The sequence below is a fragment of the Mesorhizobium salmacidum (SeqCode) genome (genome assembly GCF_037179605.1).
Classification (GTDB): Bacteria; Pseudomonadota; Alphaproteobacteria; order Rhizobiales; family Rhizobiaceae; genus Mesorhizobium; species Mesorhizobium salmacidum.
This window is the reverse complement of sequence record NZ_JAPYKS010000011.1, coordinates 17,633-34,616: the sequence shown is the minus strand read 5'-3', so window position 1 is coordinate 34,616 and position 16,984 is coordinate 17,633. Positions and strand designations below refer to the sequence as shown.

Annotated in this window: 14 protein-coding genes; 8 read left to right on the top strand and 6 right to left on the bottom strand. The window is 61.7% G+C overall.

From position 1 onward, the window contains the following. Positions 1 to 142 precede the first annotated feature (142 nt). The gene (locus tag O7A60_RS16235) at positions 143 to 2,032 is read left to right on the top strand and encodes an MFS transporter (RefSeq protein ID WP_337107153.1); all 1,890 of its coding nucleotides are present in this window, start codon (positions 143 to 145) and stop codon (positions 2,030 to 2,032) included. A 79-nt stretch (positions 2,033 to 2,111) separates the two neighbouring features. Here the strand turns inward: O7A60_RS16235 and O7A60_RS16230 are convergent, their stop codons facing one another. Further along, positions 2,112 to 2,306: a DUF2735 domain-containing protein gene (locus O7A60_RS16230; protein ID WP_337107152.1), complete on the bottom strand. Its 195-nt coding sequence runs from the start codon at positions 2,304 to 2,306 to the stop codon at positions 2,112 to 2,114. Between the two features lie 312 nt (positions 2,307 to 2,618). On the opposite strand from O7A60_RS16230, the gene O7A60_RS16225 reads away from it, so the two are divergent. Next, a complete protein-coding gene (locus O7A60_RS16225) occupies positions 2,619 to 3,659 on the top strand; it encodes a glutamine synthetase beta-grasp domain-containing protein (RefSeq protein WP_337107151.1) in 1,041 nt (346 codons plus the stop codon). A 662-nt stretch (positions 3,660 to 4,321) separates the two neighbouring features. On the opposite strand, the gene glnA is transcribed toward O7A60_RS16225, so the two are convergent. Next, positions 4,322 to 5,731 (bottom strand): type I glutamate--ammonia ligase, encoded by a 1,410-nt coding sequence (glnA, locus tag O7A60_RS16220; RefSeq protein ID WP_015317961.1) that lies wholly within the window; start codon positions 5,729 to 5,731, stop codon positions 4,322 to 4,324. Positions 5,732 to 5,814: 83 nt separating this feature from the next. After that, complete coding sequence (locus tag O7A60_RS16215; RefSeq protein WP_006205430.1) at positions 5,815 to 6,153, bottom strand: P-II family nitrogen regulator; 339 nt, start codon at positions 6,151 to 6,153, stop codon at positions 5,815 to 5,817. A 357-nt stretch (positions 6,154 to 6,510) separates the two neighbouring features. Between O7A60_RS16215 and O7A60_RS16210 the strand changes: the two genes are divergently transcribed. Beyond that, positions 6,511 to 8,040: an NAD(P)H-hydrate dehydratase gene (locus O7A60_RS16210; RefSeq protein ID WP_337107150.1), complete on the top strand. Its 1,530-nt coding sequence runs from the start codon at positions 6,511 to 6,513 to the stop codon at positions 8,038 to 8,040. A gap of 25 nt (positions 8,041 to 8,065) precedes the next feature. On the opposite strand, the gene O7A60_RS16205 is transcribed toward O7A60_RS16210, so the two are convergent. Then, on the bottom strand, positions 8,066 to 9,598 hold the full coding sequence (locus tag O7A60_RS16205; RefSeq protein ID WP_337107149.1) for an acyl-CoA carboxylase subunit beta: 1,533 nt from the start codon (positions 9,596 to 9,598) through the stop codon (positions 8,066 to 8,068). Between the two features lie 411 nt (positions 9,599 to 10,009). On the opposite strand from O7A60_RS16205, the gene O7A60_RS16200 reads away from it, so the two are divergent. Then, entirely contained in the window at positions 10,010 to 11,434 is a 1,425-nt protein-coding gene (locus O7A60_RS16200; RefSeq protein ID WP_140505234.1) for a DEAD/DEAH box helicase, read from the top strand. A 105-nt stretch (positions 11,435 to 11,539) separates the two neighbouring features. Here O7A60_RS16200 and O7A60_RS16195 read toward each other — a convergent pair whose 3' ends face one another. Both O7A60_RS16195 and O7A60_RS16190 read right to left on the bottom strand, forming a co-directional pair. Then, entirely contained in the window at positions 11,540 to 12,514 is a 975-nt protein-coding gene (locus tag O7A60_RS16195; protein ID WP_337107148.1) for an alpha/beta hydrolase, read from the bottom strand. 92 nt (positions 12,515 to 12,606) lie between these two features. Continuing rightward, positions 12,607 to 13,428, bottom strand: coding sequence for an SDR family oxidoreductase (locus O7A60_RS16190; RefSeq protein WP_140711514.1), 822 nt, complete (start codon positions 13,426 to 13,428; stop codon positions 12,607 to 12,609). Positions 13,429 to 13,636: 208 nt separating this feature from the next. On the opposite strand from O7A60_RS16190, the gene O7A60_RS16185 reads away from it, so the two are divergent. Genes O7A60_RS16185 through O7A60_RS16170 form a run of 4 tightly spaced genes read left to right on the top strand, consistent with a single transcriptional unit; the run spans position 13,637 to position 16,885 of the window. Beyond that, the gene (locus O7A60_RS16185) at positions 13,637 to 14,671 is read left to right on the top strand and encodes a cysteine synthase A (RefSeq protein ID WP_337107147.1); all 1,035 of its coding nucleotides are present in this window, start codon (positions 13,637 to 13,639) and stop codon (positions 14,669 to 14,671) included. Next, positions 14,671 to 15,414, top strand: a complete 744-nt coding sequence (locus O7A60_RS16180; RefSeq protein ID WP_337107146.1) for an alanyl-tRNA editing protein — start codon at positions 14,671 to 14,673, stop codon at positions 15,412 to 15,414. The genes O7A60_RS16185 and O7A60_RS16180 overlap by 1 nt, the downstream gene beginning before the upstream one ends. 36 nt (positions 15,415 to 15,450) lie before the next feature. Beyond that, entirely contained in the window at positions 15,451 to 16,317 is an 867-nt protein-coding gene (sseA, locus tag O7A60_RS16175; protein WP_337107145.1) for a 3-mercaptopyruvate sulfurtransferase, read from the top strand. A 4-nt stretch (positions 16,318 to 16,321) separates the two neighbouring features. Then, entirely contained in the window at positions 16,322 to 16,885 is a 564-nt protein-coding gene (locus tag O7A60_RS16170; protein WP_027145601.1) for a GNAT family N-acetyltransferase, read from the top strand. Positions 16,886 to 16,984: the final 99 nt, after the last annotated feature.

Here is a 16,984-nt window from a genome sequence, read left to right as displayed (position 1 = left end):
ATAATCCCATCGTCGCGGTGCCTTTCCCCGGTGCTTTCTGCCATTTTTCATGTGCTGGCTGCGCTTTTGAGTCCGCGTTCGGAGGAGAACGCGGACGTTGGCGCACAGCATCTAGGACTGGGTCTCACGGGAGGATAACTCAATGGCAATGGCATCGACCGCCGGCGGAAGGAGCCGGGGCATGACGCGGGAGGAGAAGAAAGTCATCTTCGCTTCCTCGCTCGGCACCGTTTTCGAATGGTATGATTTCTATCTCTACGGCTCGCTGGCGGCTTTCATTGGCTCGACCTTTTTCAGTCCGACGATTCCCGAGGCAACGCGCAACATCTTCGCGCTGCTGGCCTTTGCCGCAGGTTTCCTGGTGCGCCCGTTCGGCGCGCTGCTGTTCGGTCGCATCGGCGACCTCGTCGGCCGCAAATACACATTCCTGGTCACCATGACGATCATGGGCCTGTCGACCTTCCTGGTCGGCCTGTTGCCCGGCTATGCAACCCTGGGCATCGCTGCTCCGGTGATCCTGATTGTCCTGCGCATGCTGCAGGGTTTGGCGCTGGGCGGCGAATATGGTGGTGCGGCGACCTATGTCGCCGAGCACGCGCCCGATGACCGCCGCGGCTTTTACACCTCTTGGATCCAGACGACAGCGACGCTCGGCCTGTTCCTGTCGCTGATCGTCATCCTGATTGTGCAGGGATCGCTGAGCAAGGAGAGCTACGCCGCCTGGGGTTGGCGCATTCCTTTCATCGTCTCTTTCCTGCTGCTCGCCATTTCGATCTGGATCCGGTTGTCTCTCTCGGAGTCCCCGACCTTCCAGAAGATGAAGGACGAGGGCAAGGGCTCCAAGGCGCCGCTCTCGGAAGCCTTTGGTCAGTGGAAAAACGCGAAGATCGCTCTCCTGGCGCTGCTCGGCCTCACCGCCGGTCAGGCCGTCGTCTGGTACAATGGCCAGTTCTACGCGCTGTTCTTCCTGCAAAACGTGCTGAAGGTCGACGCGCAGTCGGTCAACATCATGATCGCCGTCGCGCTGGCGCTCGGCTCGATCTTCTTCGTCGTGTTCGGCTGGCTCTCCGACAAGATCGGCCGCAAGCCGATCATCATGGCTGGCCTGGCGCTTGCCATAGTCTGCACCTTCCCGCTGTTCAAGGCATTGACCTGGGCCGCCAATCCGGCGCTCGCCAAGGCACAGCAGAGCACTCGGGCAACTGTGACGGCGGCACCCGGCGACTGCAGGTTCCAGTTCAATCCGGTCGGAACCGCGAAATTCACGACGTCCTGCGACATCGCGACTTCGTTCCTGACCAAGAACTCAGTTCCGTACGATGTGGTGTCTACGGCCGCGCCCGGGACGGCCGCGTCAGTCAAGATTGGTACAGAGACGGTGGCGTCCTACGACGCGGTCGCCGCCGGCGATCAGGCCAAGGCCAAGGACGCGGCCTTCGCCAAGGCTGTCAACATGTCCCTGCGGGACGGCGGTTATCCGCTGAAGCGTGCGGCGATCAAGGTTGCGGACCAGAAACTCGATGCGTTTGTTGCCGCCAACCCGGAACTGAAGCTGGACGCCGCCGCGATCCGTGCCGGTGAGAAGGCGACTGTGCCGATTGATCAGGCGGTCAAGGACAAGCTCTTGACTACCGAGGAGGCAGCGGGCGCACCCGAGGTCACCGTCTACAACATACCGGGCGGCGGCGCCTTCGCCATGTTCGCCGATCCGGCGGCGGTGAATTGGCCGATGACAATCGGTATCCTGTTCATCCTGGTGCTGTTCGTGACCATGGTCTACGGGCCGATCGCGGCGATCCTTGTCGAGATGTTCCCGACTCGCATTCGCTACACTGGCATGTCATTGCCCTACCACATCGGCAATGGCTGGTTCGGCGGCCTGCTGCCGGCGACGGTGTTCGCGCTCAGCGCCTACAAGGGCGATATCTACTATGGCCTCTGGTATCCGGTGGTAATCGCGGCAATGACGCTGATCATCGGCATGATCTTCGTCAAGGATACGCTCGGTACCGACCTGCACGCCAAGGAGTAGCCGATCGGCCGATACGAACGAAAAGCCCGGCGCGAGCGATCGCGCCGGGCTTTTTCATGTGAGATCGACGTGGAGGGCTTCAGCTCTTCCGTTGCGGGTTTTCTTCCTCGACGGCGGCCTCGTGATACCAGCCATCGGAATCGGCGTGCTCGCCGCGAAGCGCGGCAAGCTCTGCCGCGAATTTGGCCTTGGCGCCTAAATTTAAGGCAGACTTGCGCGGTGCCAGCGGGAACATCAGGATTTTTGCCGACGGACGCGATTGCGTGACTTGCATTGCCGGTCTCCCTGCTTTTTCAGAAGCTTGCCGATTCAGTTCTCATCAAAATAGGTTCTGCGATTCATTTAGGCAATATGCTCAGGAAAAGATCATGATTTGCCTATGATTTAAGCAGTATTGCCGTTTGGCCGATCTTGACGCATTGCTGAGACGGCTCAGCAAAATCAAAGCCTTGGCATGACCATTTTGCCGCACCCGTCGGAGGCCGAGTGGCATACGAATTGCTTTTTAACCATCGGCAGGCCGGCCTGTTTCGGCCATGCATCGACATCGCCTGCTTGCGGTGTCCAAGCAACGAGAGGCTCTAGAATGACCAAATACAAGCTCGAGTATATCTGGCTCGATGGATACACCCCGGTCCCCAATCTTCGCGGCAAGACGCAGATCAAGGAATTCGCCGAGTTCCCGACGCTCGATCAGCTGCCGCTGTGGGGTTTTGACGGGTCCTCGACGCAGCAGGCCGAGGGGCATAGCTCCGATTGCGTGCTGAAGCCGGTCGCCGTCTATCCCGATCCGGCCCGCACCAACGGCGTGCTCGTCATGTGCGAAGTCATGATGCCCGACGGCGTTACGCCGCATGCATCCAACAAGCGCGCCACCATCCTCGACGACGAAGGCGCCTGGTTCGGCTTCGAGCAGGAGTATTTCTTCTACAAGGATGGCCGTCCGCTCGGCTTCCCCGAAAGCGGCTATCCGGCGCCGCAGGGCCCGTACTACACCGGCGTCGGCTATTCGAATGTCGGCTCCGTTGCGCGCCAGATCGTCGAGGAACATCTTGATCTCTGCCTCGCGGCCGGCATCAACCACGAAGGCATCAATGCCGAAGTGGCCAAGGGCCAATGGGAATTCCAGATTTTCGGCAAGGGCTCCAAGAAGGCCGCTGACCAGATGTGGATGGCCCGCTATCTGATGCAGCGCCTGACCGAGAAGTACGGCATCGACATCGAATACCACTGCAAGCCGCTCGGCGACACCGACTGGAACGGCTCGGGCATGCATGCCAATTTCTCGACGTCTTATATGCGTGAAGTCGGCGGCAAGGCCTATTTCGAAGCGCTGATGGCGGCCTTCGACAAGAACCTGACGGACCACATCGCCGTCTACGGCCCGGACAACGACAAACGTTTGACCGGCAAGCACGAGACAGCGCCGTGGAACAGGTTCAGCTATGGCATCGCCGATCGCGGCGCCTCGATCCGCGTCCCGCATTCGTTCGTCAAGAACGACTACAAGGGCTATCTGGAAGACCGCCGTCCGAATTCTCAGGGCGACCCCTACCAGATCGCCTCGCAGATCCTGAAGACGATCGCTTCGGTGCCGGCGAGCGCAGAGGTTTCGGCCGCTGCCTGATTCTCTTTGCGGCGTGGTCAGCTCCGCGCTGCACGGGGATGGTCATTGTGGAAAAGGCCCGGGCGGAAACGCCCGGGCCTTTTTGCCGGAACGGCGAATTCCCCCAAAAAAAGTCAGGTTGAAAAGGGACGGGCAATTTTAGCCGAACGAGAGGCTTTGGTTGACGCCCCTTGCCGCCACTCGTCTCGTGCATTTCCGAGTTTCATTGAAAAAGCCCGGAAAACAGCCTGTTTCAGCTCGTCCGTACACCACCGATCCTTTATATAAGCCACTGTTCATGCATCGAAATCGGCGATTTGTGCCTCCGGCAGGCGGCGTTGACAGGCCACGCCGCGGCATGCGTATTCGTCGCCTTGGGGGTTACGCCAAAGCGATGCTGTTCGAACGGGGCGGGGTTTCGTGAACGACGGCATTGGCGGGGCGCCGGACGAGCGGGTATTGCAGCCTGAGGCAGTGCGCCGCTCGCTCCTGGCGTTCGATTGCGTCCCGAAAGGCCATCCGCCAACGTGCTCGAACGGGTTTTTTGCCACCCAATCCGAGGTCTTCTGCGGCGGCCAAGAGGGCCGGCTGCCCGAGCTGAGATGCGTCCTCCTTGGATCAGCAAAAAAGCCCTTGAAGGGGGAAATCCTTCAAGGGCTTCGAAACACTATCCGAACGGAATCTTAGACCGAATAGTACATGTCGTATTCGACCGGATGCGGGGTCATTTCGAAGCGCATCACTTCGGCCATCTTGAGCTCGATATAGCTGTCGATCTGGTCGTCGTCGAAGACGCCGCCGGCCTTCAGGAAGCCGCGATCCTTGTCGAGGCTCTGGAGCGCTTCGCGCAGCGAACCGCAGACGGTCGGGATCTTCTTCAGCTCCTTCGGCGGCAGGTCGTAGAGATCCTTGTCCATCGGCTGTCCCGGGTGGATCTTGTTCTTGATGCCGTCGAGGCCGGCCATCAGCATGGCGGCGAAAGCGAGATAGGGGTTCGCGCCCGGATCCGGGAAGCGGACTTCGACGCGCTTGGCTTTCGGTGAACTGCCGAACGGGATGCGGCAGGACGCCGAACGGTTGCGCGCCGAATAGGCGAGCAGCACCGGCGCCTCGTAGCCCGGCACCAGTCGCTTGTAGGAGTTGGTCAGCGGGTTGGTGAAGGCATTGATCGCCTTGGCATGCTTGATGATGCCGCCGATGTAGAACAGGCAGCTCTCCGAAAGACCGGCATACTCATTGCCGGCGAAAGTTGGCTTGCCGCCCTTCCAGATCGACTGATGAACGTGCATGCCCGAGCCGTTGTCGCCGAAGATCGGCTTCGGCATGAACGTGGCCGTCTTGCCATAGGCGTTGGCGACCTGGTGCACGACGTACTTGTAGATCAGCATCTTGTCGGCGTTGCGGACCAGCGTGTCGAACTTGATGCCGAGTTCGTGCTGGGCGGCGGCCACCTCATGGTGATGCTTTTCGACGCGCACGCCCATTTCGGCGAGCACCGTCAGCATTTCGGAGCGCATGTCCTGTGCCGAATCGATCGGCGGCACCGGGAAATAGCCGCCCTTGATGCGCGGGCGGTGACCGAGATTGCCGGTCTCGTAATCGGTGTCGTCGTTCGAGGGCAGTTCGGTCGAATCCAGCTTGAAGCCGGTGTTATAGGGATCGGCCTTGTACTTGACGTCGTCGAACACGAAGAACTCGGCTTCCGGGCCGACATAGATGGTGTCGCCGATGCCTTCCGACTTCATGTAGGCCTCGGCCTTCTTGGCCGTGCCGCGCGGATCGCGGTTGTAGGATTCGCCCGAGACCGGATCGAGGATGTCGCACAGGATGACCATGGTCGACTGCGCGAAGAACGGATCCATGTGGACCGTGTCCGGATCGGGCATCAGCACCATATCGGACTCATTGATGGCCTTCCAGCCGGCGATCGAGGAGCCGTCGAACATGACACCGTCGGCAAACATGTCTTCCTCGACCTCGACAACATCCATCGTCACGTGCTGCAGCTTGCCCTTCGGGTCGGTGAAGCGCAGGTCGACGAATTTCACGTCGTTGTCCTTGATCTGCTTCATGATGTCTTTGGCTGTCGTCATGTCATGTATCCCTGTGTGCTGACGTTTTTTGATGGATGACGTTTCTTAGAGGATGGCCGGTCTTAGAGGATGGCCGGCTCGGATCAAACCGCGTCCATTCCGGTTTCGCCGGTGCGGATGCGCACGACTTCCTCGATGTTGGAGACGAAGATCTTGCCGTCGCCGATGCGGCCGGTCTGGGCCGCCTTGCGGATGGCCTCGATCGCGCCTTCCACGGCATCGTCGCCGAGCACGACCTCGATCTTCACCTTGGGCAGGAAGTCGACGACATATTCGGCGCCGCGGTAGAGTTCCGTGTGACCCTTCTGGCGCCCGAACCCCTTGGCCTCGGTTACGGTGATGCCTTGCAGTCCGGCCTCCTGAAGCGCTTCCTTCACTTCGTCCAGCTTGAATGGCTTGATGATCGCTTCGATCTTTTTCATGTAAAAAGTGGCCTCCACTGCCAAAAAAACGGGTTGTGAGCCCCCGCTTGCGCCTCAATCAAGCACGAACTGTGCCAGTCGGAGGGAACAGAAGCGGTGTCATACGATTTCAAAGCTATGTCACCCCCAGATGCAAATTCGCGTCATGCGCTGCATTGGAAGCGGCATGAATGGCTGTAGCCTATCCGGCACTCCTGTGCATGTCTGCCCAATATCTGGGCAAATTGCTCATCTGGTGCGCAGCTTGGTGCCTGCGATCCTTGCGCCGATCGACATGGTCATGACAGCGCCAGCTCCTCCCCGTTTGCGTCGAGCCGAAAACTGGACAATGCTTGATCGAATGCGGATCGGCAATCCATGAGCCACGAACTTCTTACTTCCGCCGAGATGGGCGAGGCGGATCGGCTGACAATTGCAGCAGGTCCAACCGGCGGCATTGGATTGATGCGACGTGCCGGGCAAGCCGTCGCGGCCGAAGTGCTCAGGCGCTATCCCGCGGCGGCGCACGTCCATGTGTTGTGCGGCCCGGGCAACAATGGTGGCGACGGTTATGTCGTTGCCCTAATCCTTGCCGGCAGTGGCGTCGCCACCACGGTCTGGGCGTCTGCCCCGCCGAAGCCGCATAGCGATGCGGCACTCGCCGCCGCCGAATGCCCAATCAAGCCCCGGCCGCTATCGGACTTTGATGCCGGTTCCGGCTCGATCGTGGTCGATGCGCTTTACGGGGCAGGGCTGTCCAAGCCGCTGTCCGGCGAGGCCGCCAGGACGGTCGATCTGGTCACAGACCTGCATCTGCCGGTTGTCGCGGTCGACCTGCCTTCCGGCATTTCCGGCGACAGCGGCAAGGTGCTCGGCACGTCGTTTTCAGCCGAGCTCACAGTGACCTTTGCGCGCAAGAAGCCCGGCCATCTGCTCCTGCCCGGCCGGGAGCGATGCGGCGAGATCGTGCTTGCCGATATCGGCATCGGGGCGGAGATCATTGCAACGCTCCAGCCCCGGACGTTCGAGAACGGACCAGCGCTTTGGTTGCGCGATTTGCCGGTGACGGCCGTCGACGCGCACAAATACAAGCGCGGCCATGTCGGCGTCTTTTCCGGTGGCCCCAATGCCACCGGCGCGGCGCGGCTCTCTGCACTTGGCGCTGCCCGAAGCGGGGCAGGGGCGGTGACGGTCCTGTCGCCGGGCAACGCCATGCAGGTCAATGCCGCGCACCTGACCTCGATCATGCTGCGCAGGGCCGACGACGCTGCCGACATTAAGGCATTTGTCGAGGAGCGCCGGCCATCGGCCTTTGTTCTCGGGCCAGGCTTCGGCGTCGGTGAAAAAACCCAGGCGTTCGCGCTTGCGCTACTCGCGTCGGGCAAGCCAGCGGCCGCGTCCACTGGAATTGCCGGGCTGGTCTTCGACGCCGACGCGATCACTTCGTTTCGTGAGGCGCCGGATGTCTTGTTCGAAGCCGCCCGCGGGCCGGACGCGCCCGCGCTGGTGATGACACCGCATGAAGGGGAGTTCGCCAGGCTGTTTCCTGGCATCGCCGATGACAATGCCTCATCGAAGCTTGACAAGGCACGCGCGGCGGCAGCGCGCGCCAATGCCGTCATCGCCTACAAGGGCGCCGATACGGTGATCGCCGCTCCGGACGGCAGGGCAGCGATCAATTCCAATGGCGCGGCCTGGCTTGCCACCGCAGGGTCGGGCGATGTGTTGTCCGGCATCACGGCCGGACTGCTTGCCCAAGGCATGCCGGCCTTCGAAGCGGCCTGCGCGGCGGTCTGGATCCATGCCGAGACCGGCAGTCGGTTCGGGCCGGGGCTGATCGCCGAGGATTTGCCGCTGGCAATGGTGCCGGTGCTGCGCGAACTGGTGGCTGCCGGAGGCGGGCGCTGATCAACCGCGATGCCCGTACACCAGCTCACAGCGGAATGTTGTCGTGCTTCTTCCAGGGGTTCTGCATATCCTTGTTGCGCAGCATGCGAAGCGCCCGGGCGATACGGCGGCGGGTCGAGTGCGGCATGATCACCTCGTCGACATAGCCGCGCTCGGCGGCTACGAACGGCGACAGGAAGCGGTCCTCGTAAGCCTTTGTATGGGCAGCGATTTTCTCGGCATCGCCGATGTCCTTGCGGTAGATGATCTCGACCGCGCCTCTCGCCCCCATAACGGCGATCTGCGCCGTCGGCCAGGCATAGTTCATGTCGCCGCGCAGATGCTTCGACGCCATGACGTCGTAGGCGCCGCCATAGGCCTTGCGGGTGATGACGGTGATCTTCGGCACGGTCGCCTCGGCATAGGCGAAAAGCAGCTTGGCGCCATGCTTGATCAGGCCGCCATACTCCTGCGCCGTGCCGGGCAGAAAACCGGGAACATCGACGAAGGTGACGATGGGGATTGAAAAGCAGTCGCAGAAACGTACGAAGCGCGCCGCCTTGCGGCTGGCGTCGGAATCGAGCACGCCCGCCAGCACCATTGGCTGGTTGGCGACAAAGCCGACCGTGCGGCCCTCGACCCGGCCAAAACCGGTGACGATGTTCTTCGCAAAACTCTGCTGGATCTCGAAGAAATCACCCTCATCGGCGACCTTCAGGATCAGCTCCTTGATGTCGTAAGGCTTGTTGGCATTGTCGGGGATCAGCCGGTCGAGCGACATGTCATGGTCGCTGACCGACTGGTAGCATTCGATCTCGGGGAGCTCCGACGTGTTGGAAGCTGGCAACAGGTCGACCAGCCGGCGCATCTGCAAGAGTGCTTCGACGTCATTGTCATAGGCGCCGTCGGCGATCGAGGATTTCGTCGTGTGGACGGAAGCGCCGCCGAGGCTCTCGGCGGTCACCGTCTCGTTGGTCACGGTCTTCACCACATCCGGCCCGGTGACAAACATGTAGGAGGTATCGCGCACCATGAAGATGAAATCGGTCATGGCGGGCGAATAGACGTCACCGCCGGCACAAGGGCCCATGATGACGGAGATCTGCGGAATGACACCCGAAGCGAGCACATTGCGCTGGAATATCTCGGCGTAGCCGCCGAGTGCGGCGACGCCTTCCTGGATGCGCGCGCCTCCGGCATCGTAGAGGCCGATGATCGGCGCGCGATTGCGCAGCGCCATCTCCTGCACCTTGATGACCTTTTCGGCATGGGCTTCCGACAGCGAACCGCCGAACACGGTGAAATCCTTGGCGAAGAGATAGACCGGACGGCCGTTGACCGTGCCCCAACCCGTGACGACGCCATCGCCGGCGATCTTGGTCTTCTCCATGCCGAAGTCGGTCGAGCGGTGCTCGACATACATGTCGAACTCCTCGAAAGAACTCTCATCGAGGAACACCTCGATGCGTTCGCGCGCTGTGAGCTTGCCCTTCTTGTGCTGGGCGTCGATGCGGGCCTGGCCGCCACCCATGCGGGCGATGTCACGCCGCCGCTCGAGTTCCTTCAGCACGTCTTTCATCGCTCGGTCCCCAGAAAACGGAAGCTGCGTTTGTGGTAATGATGCCCGTCGAGGAGCGCAAGCGTCGGCTTTTGGCTGGTTTTTGCTGCACCGCAACATCGCGCCTCTTGCATTCCGGGGCGAACTCAGCCATATGCAACCCATAGGCGCTTGGGCCGGGAGATTTCGGCCTTCTCGACAAATGAGACTGGTTGCGTCTGTTTTCCCTCTTTCCGGTATATCGGCCCCTCTTTCCGGTACATCACAAAGTGGCGAAAAAGCCCCGTGGCATGATGCCTGCGGGCACGACAGCGCAGCCGAGTGGACGCACACGTCCGCCCGCCTTGTCGTTTCATATCAAATTTTCGAAGGCAGGTTGCGCCCTGCCGCGATTGACGTTTGCGGCCAGAGGCCGCGTGAAAGAAGATTATTTTGACCAACGAAAACACTTTGCCCGGCAACGATACAGCGGAACTTTCCGGTTTCGCGGCGCTGGGAATTACGGGTGCGCTGCTCAAGGCCACCCACAATGCCGGCTTCGCCGAACCGAAGCCGATCCAGATGCAGGCCATCCCGCCGCAGCTGGAAGGCCGTGACATTTTCGGCATCGCGCAGACCGGCTCCGGCAAAACCGCGGCCTTTGCGCTGCCGATCCTATCGAAGATCATCGCGCTCGGCACCAAGCGGCGCGCCAAGACGACCCGCGCGCTGATCCTGGCGCCGACCCGCGAACTCGCGGTGCAGATCGAGGACACCATCAAGATCCTCGCCAAGGGCGCGCATGTCTCGACGGCGCTCGTGCTGGGCGGCGTCTCGCGCTTCAGCCAGGTGAAGAAGGTTGCTCCCGGCGTCGATATCCTCATCGCCACGCCCGGTCGCTTGACCGACCTCGTGCGCGAGGGCGACCTCATCCTCTCCGACACCAAATGGCTGGTGCTGGACGAGGGCGATCGCATGCTCGACATGGGCTTCATCAACGACGTCAAGCGCATTGCCAAGGCGACCGCGCCCGATCGCCAGACGGCGCTCTTCTCGGCCACCATGCCGGACGAGATCGCTGAACTCGCCAAGGGCCTCCTGAAGAACCCTGTCCGTGTCGAAGTCTCGCCGCAAAGCACCGCGGCCGCCGAAATCGTCCAGGGCGTCGTCTTCGCCCGCACCAAGCAGAAGCGCCAGGTGTTGTCGACGATGCTCGCCGATGAGGCGATGAAGTCCGTCATCATCTTTTCGCGTACCAAACATGGTGCGGACCGGGTGACCAAGGACCTCGAGCGCGACGGCTTCAAGGCCGCCGTTATCCACGGCAACAAGTCGCAGAATGCCCGTCAGAAGGCGCTGAATGATTTCCGCGACGGTTCGGTGCGCATCCTGGTCGCGACCGACATCGCCGCGCGCGGCATCGACGTGCCCGGCATCAGCCATGTCGTGAATTTCGACCTGCCGGACGAGGCTGAAAGCTACGTCCACCGCATCGGCCGCACCGGTCGCAACGGGATGGATGGCATCGCGATCACGCTTTGCGATCCTTCGGAGAACAGCAAGCTGCGCCAGGTCGAGCGGATCATCCGCACCAAGCTGCCTGTTGTTGCCGACCATCTCGGCAGCCCCGATCCGGCACGCAATCCGGCGGAAAAGAACGAGCGCTTCGAACCCGCCAATGATCGCAGCGACCGCAATGGGCGTCGCGACGGCCGGCGACCGGGCGGCGAGAAGAAGCAGAACAACGGCTTCGGCAACAAGCGTTTCGGCGACAAGCCAGCCTTTGCCGGCGAACGCAAGCCCGAAGGCGCCAAGCCCTTCAAGGGCAACAACAAGCGCCGCTTCGGCGGCAAGCGTCCGGCGGCGCGAGCTGCTTAATACGCCTTATGCAGTTGGCCAACCCTTGGTGGTTGGCTGGTGACTGACCAACAAAGAAAAGGGCTGATGAAGCAATGCTTCATCAGCCCTTTTCGTCTCCGAACCTTACTTCGCCACCGCCTCGACCCAGACAGCAATCCGTTGCGCCAGGAAAGCCGTGGTGGATGGCGACAGCGCGTCGCCGGCGATGACATGATTGTCGGGATCGCCACTGCTTTCGATGGGGACCAGCTCATGCGGGCCACCCCAGCGCGCGGCGATTTCGCGGGTACGGTCGGCCCGCACCACTCTGTCCAAATCCGAGAAGACGAACAAAGCCGGGATGGTCGCCTTCTCCACGGGCGCGCCATAGGCTAGCTCCGTCAGGGCCTGCATCGGCATTGTCGCTGCGATCGGATATCTGGTGGTCCAGAATTTCTCATGCAGCGCGTTGCGCGGCGCGAAGCTGCGTTCCCTGCCGGCGACGAGTTCGGCGATCTGCTTTCCCCATGGCATGGTCAGGACCTCGGCGCCGGATGCCTTCACGCCGAAATTGGGCGAGATGAATGCAATGGCCGCCACGCCCTCGGATGCACCGGCCCGCGTCGCCGCCCAGGCCGCCAGCGAGCCGCCGGTCGACGTTGAGATGACGATCACCTTGTCGCCGATCGCCCGGCCGATGGCGAGCGCCTCCTCATAGTCGTTGATCCAGGCATTGACACTGCCTTGCGTCATCGCCGCGCCGTCCTGCCCGTGACCGGTGAGGCGGGTGTAGAACAGGTTGGCGTCGAGCTGGTCGGCAACGTCGTCGGGCAAGGGCCGGACCTCGCCCTTCGATGCGGAAAAGCCATGGATATAGACGATCGACAGCGGCGTCTTGGCGTGCACCATCGGGTTCGCCCAGACGATCTCCTTCTCCAGCCCGTCGCGAATACCGGGCATGGCGGCTTCAACCTTTGCCACATAGGCCTGTGGGTCGTCACCGATGACGGAAGGATCGAAACGGATCGTGGTGTCGACGGGTACGCGTGGACCCAATACGGAGGCCAGTGCGAGGACGGCGATCAGGCCCAGCACAGCAAACACGATCCGTCGCCCCATCGCAGACTCCACGCAACAACATTCAAGCTATGGTGCTGGCCATGCACAGGCAACGGCCGTTCAGGCAGCCAAGCCACCAATCCTGTGGGCATCTACTTGTTGGGCGGTTTGCGCTCATAATACAGCGGCCGTGCCTTCCAGCTGGTCGTCAGGTTGATCACCCATCTGCATAAAGGCCTTGGCAGCATGCCAAGAATTTTCAGCGGCCAGCTCGTTCTATACGGGAAGGTGACTTCGAAGCCGCCGGACTTGATTCCCTTCACCATGCGGCGCGTCGCACGGCCAACCGGCATCAGGCCCGGCATCGGCAGCATGTTCTTTTCGGTCAGTGGCGTGTCGACGAAACCGGGGTTTACCACCTGGACGCGGATGTTCATCTTGTCGAAATCATATTTCAGCGACTCGGCCAGGATGTTGATCGCCGCCTTGGTGCCACCATAGGCCGCCGTGGTCGGCCAGCCGAAATAGGCGGTCACCGAGCCGACCAGAACGACATGGCCACGCGCGCGCACCCGCATATACTCGACCACAGGCACCAGCCCATTGATGATGCCGAAATAGTTGACCTCGAAGGAGCGGCGGAAGTCCTTGACGACGAGCGACTCTCCAGGTGTCGCGATGTAGTGTCCGGCATTGAAGATGGCGAGCACGATCGGCCCGAGGTCCTTCTCGATCGCCGCCACCGTCTTTGCCATGCGCGGCTCGTCGGTGACGTCGCAGGGAAAGGACACGACCTTGCCCGGCATCTGTGCGGTCTCGACGATGAGCGTGTCGATCGGATCGTCGTCCAGCGCTGTCACCGCCACCGCATACCCTTGTGACGCCAGATCCCTGGCCAGCGAGCGGCCGATGCCGCTGCTGCCGCCCGTGACCCATGCGACGCCGTGTTTCGGATCGGCCCGATAGAGTGTCATGCTTGCGCCCCCGCCGAGTTATTGGTGTCTTGCTCTAGCGGTGGAGAAATCGAATGAAAAGGGTGCTTCTCGACGCCAGGTGCAAATGGTCCCCAGCGCCATCCATGCACCGCAGCGCCGGAAATGCGACTGGACCAGACGAATTCTTGCCTTGAAACCGAAGCGTTGGGTTTCTAGGGTTTCGGCGCACGTACACAAGGAATCCTGAATGCCCAGTTCTGTGATCGACGCGATCGGCAACACGCCTCTGATCCGCCTCAATAAAGCTTCCGAAGAGACCGGCTGCGAGATCCTGGGCAAGGCCGAGTTCATGAATCCGGGCCAGTCGGTCAAGGATCGCGCCGGGCTGTTCATCATCCGCGATGCCGAACAACGTGGCCTGTTGAAGCCGGGCGGTGTCATCGTCGAGGGGACGGCCGGCAACACCGGCATCGGGTTGACGCTCGTCGCCAAGGCGCTCGGCTATCGCACGGTCATCGTCATCCCGGATACGCAGAGCCAGGAAAAGAAGGACACGATCAGGCTGCTCGGCGCCGAACTGATCGAAGTGCCCGCCGTGCCTTACAAGAACCCCAACAATTATGTGAAGCTGTCGGGGCGGCTGGCCGAGCAGATGGCGAGAACTGAGCCGAACGGCGCCATCTGGGCCAATCAGTTCGACAATGTCGCCAACCGCGATGGTCATATCCGTACCACGGCCGAGGAAATCTGGGCCCAGACCGGCGGCAAGGTCGACGGTTTCGTCTCGGCGGTGGGTTCGGGCGGAACGCTGGCCGGTGTAGGGCTCGGTTTGAGGGCCAAGAGCAAGAACGTCAAGATTGCGCTCGCCGATCCTCTCGGCGCCGCCCTCTACAGTTTCTACACCAGCGGCGAATTAAAGTCCGAGGGCAGTTCGATCACCGAAGGCATCGGGCAGGGGCGCATCACCGCCAATCTCGAAGGCTTCACGCCTGACTTCTCCTACCAGATCAAGGATGAGGACGCGCTGCCGATCGTCTTCGACCTGATCCAGGAGGAAGGCCTGTGCGTCGGCGGCTCGACCGGCATCAACATTGCCGGCGCGATGCGGCTGGCCAGGGAATTGGGCCCGGGCCACACCATCGTGACGATCCTCTGCGACTACGGCACGCGCTATCAGTCGAAGCTGTTCAACCCGGAATTCCTGCGCGAGAAGAAGCTGCCTGTGCCGGGCTGGATGGAACTGCAGAGCAAGATCTCGGTGCCGTTCGAAAAGGTCGCGTGATGGCGCACAAGACAGAAGCGCTGTTTCGCGACGATGCCTATCTCAGGACGGCTGACGCCACGGTCGTCGCCATCAATGAGCGCGGCGGCATCATCCTCGACCGGACGATCTTTTATGCCACTTCTGGCGGCCAGCCGGGCGATAGCGGCACGTTGGAGTGTGCCGACGGCAGCCGCATCGAGATCGCCGCCACGATTACAGGCGAAACCAAGGACGAGATCATCCATGTGCCGGCGCCAGAGCAGGCGGCACCGGCCGTTGGCGAGCGGGTGAAGCTGGCAATCTTGTGGGAGCGTCGGCATCTGTTGATGCGCATGCACGCTGCCTGCCACCTTCTCACCGTCGTCTGTCCATTCCCGATCACCGGTGCGGCGGTTTCCGAGGACGACAGCCGTGTCGATTTCGACATTCCGGACGCCAGCTTCACCAAGGAAGATGTGACTGCCGGCATGATGGACCTGGTGAGGGCTGATCATCCCATCTTCACCAGGTTGATCAGCGACGAGGAATTGGCCGCCAATTCCGGCCTGGTGAAATCCAAGAATGTCCGACCGCCCGTTGGCACGGGCAATATCCGCCTCGTCTGCATCGGCGAAAGCGCCTCGGTGGACAGCCAGCCCTGCGGTGGCACGCATGTGAAGAGCACCGGCGAAATCGGCGAGATCCACATCGGCAAGATCGAGAAGAAAGGCCGGGAGAACAGGCGCTTCCGCATCCGCTTCGGCCCCATGCCGGCGAACTGAACAGACAGACACCGTCTAAAGGCGGTAGGAGAGAAAATGGCCGAAGACAGTCCTTTCACCGTCGACGCCGACTGGCTGCAGGAGCGCTTGGGCCAGCCGGGCCTAACGATCATAGATGCCTCCTGGTATCTGCCGGCGCAAAAACGCGGCGCGCGCGCCGAGTATGATGCTGCCCATATTCCAGGCGCCCGTTTCCTGGACCAGGATGCCGTTTCGGATCCCGACGCCGCCACGCCGCATACGCTGGCATCGCCGCAGCATTTCGCCCAGTATGTCGGCTCAATGGGCGTTTCGGCCGATGACACCATCGTCGTTTATGATGGCCCGGGTTTCTTCTCGGCGCCCCGGGCATGGTGGATGTTCCGCATCATGGGCGTCTTCCAGACCTATATTCTGGACGGCGGTTTCGACAGATGGAAGGCATCCGGCCGGCCGGTAACGGCCGAGCCGACCAAGATCGCGCCAAGCGTCTTTCATGCTGATTTCGATGCTGGTCGCGTCGTCGGTTTGGCCGATATGCGCCGGATCGTCGAAACGAAAGCAAGCCAGATTGCCGACGCCCGGGGACCGGGCCGCTTTACCGGCGCCGAGCCCGAGCCCCGCGCTGGCATCCGTTCCGGCCATATGCCGGGCGCACGCAACATCCCTTATTCGGCGCTTTCCGAAAACGGCAAGCTGCTGCCGAAAGACCGTTTGCGCAAGGTGATAGAGGACGCCGGTATCGACCTGTCCAAACCAGTGGTCACATCCTGCGGCTCCGGCATCACCGCCGCGGTGGTCACGCTGGCTCTGGAGACGCTTGGCCATACCGACAACAGGCTTTATGACGGCTCATGGACCGAGTGGGGCGGGCTGTCCGATACGCCGGTCGTGACCGGCCCAGCGACGACCGGCAAGGAATGAATTGATGGAAAACGGCGTGCTGCAGGATATTGAAGTCACGGTGACTTTTCTGGAGATGCATGCCCCACAGGCCGCCTCGCCACCGGTGCCCTACAACCGTCAGGTCGCACTGCTGAAGACCAGGGATATTCCCTTGCATTTCTATCGCTACCTGATGGACCGGGTGGGGCGCAAATGGCACTGGGTGAATGTTCTAAGGCTGAATGACGACGAGCTGTCGGCCGGAATCCACCGCGAGGATCGCGACATCAGGGTGCTCTATCTCGACGGTTCGCCGGCAGGCTTCTTCGACCTCAAGCCGCATCTGCCCGAGGAAGTCGAACTCGCCTATTTCGGCATGATGGAACACGCCACCGGGCAAGGCATCGGCCGCTGGTTCCTTGGCTCGGCGATTGCGGCGGCGTGGTCGTATGGGCCGAAACGGGTGACGGTGCAGACCTGCACGCTCGACCACCCCGCAGCGCTGCCGCTCTACCAGAAGCTCGGTTTCAAGCCGGTCGCTCAGAAGAAAGAGGTCGTGCATCCCCTACCTTTCGCCGAGCGCTCGGCCAGCGTCATGCGGCCGTAACTCCAGCCGGAGTCTGAACCGCCGCTTCGACGATTTCATCAAGTGATTTGTCGCACTGATTAGCCGGCTTATGTCTGAAGATGCCGGTGATCCCATCGA

Coding starts and splice junctions, on each gene's coding strand:
- O7A60_RS16225 (WP_337107151.1), top strand. CDS start 2,619: ATGACCAAATACAAGCTCGAGTATATCTGGCTCGATGGATACACCCCG.
- O7A60_RS16190 (WP_140711514.1), bottom strand. CDS start 13,428: ATGACACTCTATCGGGCCGATCCGAAACACGGCGTCGCATGGGTCACG.
- sseA (WP_337107145.1), top strand. CDS start 15,451: ATGGCCGAAGACAGTCCTTTCACCGTCGACGCCGACTGGCTGCAGGAG.
- glnA (WP_015317961.1), bottom strand. CDS start 5,731: ATGACGACAGCCAAAGACATCATGAAGCAGATCAAGGACAACGACGTG.
- O7A60_RS16180 (WP_337107146.1), top strand. CDS start 14,671: ATGGCGCACAAGACAGAAGCGCTGTTTCGCGACGATGCCTATCTCAGG.
- O7A60_RS16210 (WP_337107150.1), top strand. CDS start 6,511: ATGAGCCACGAACTTCTTACTTCCGCCGAGATGGGCGAGGCGGATCGG.
- O7A60_RS16215 (WP_006205430.1), bottom strand. CDS start 6,153: ATGAAAAAGATCGAAGCGATCATCAAGCCATTCAAGCTGGACGAAGTG.
- O7A60_RS16185 (WP_337107147.1), top strand. CDS start 13,637: ATGCCCAGTTCTGTGATCGACGCGATCGGCAACACGCCTCTGATCCGC.
- O7A60_RS16235 (WP_337107153.1), top strand. CDS start 143: ATGGCAATGGCATCGACCGCCGGCGGAAGGAGCCGGGGCATGACGCGG.
- O7A60_RS16230 (WP_337107152.1), bottom strand. CDS start 2,306: ATGCAAGTCACGCAATCGCGTCCGTCGGCAAAAATCCTGATGTTCCCG.
- O7A60_RS16195 (WP_337107148.1), bottom strand. CDS start 12,514: ATGGGGCGACGGATCGTGTTTGCTGTGCTGGGCCTGATCGCCGTCCTC.
- O7A60_RS16205 (WP_337107149.1), bottom strand. CDS start 9,598: ATGAAAGACGTGCTGAAGGAACTCGAGCGGCGGCGTGACATCGCCCGC.
- O7A60_RS16170 (WP_027145601.1), top strand. CDS start 16,322: ATGGAAAACGGCGTGCTGCAGGATATTGAAGTCACGGTGACTTTTCTG.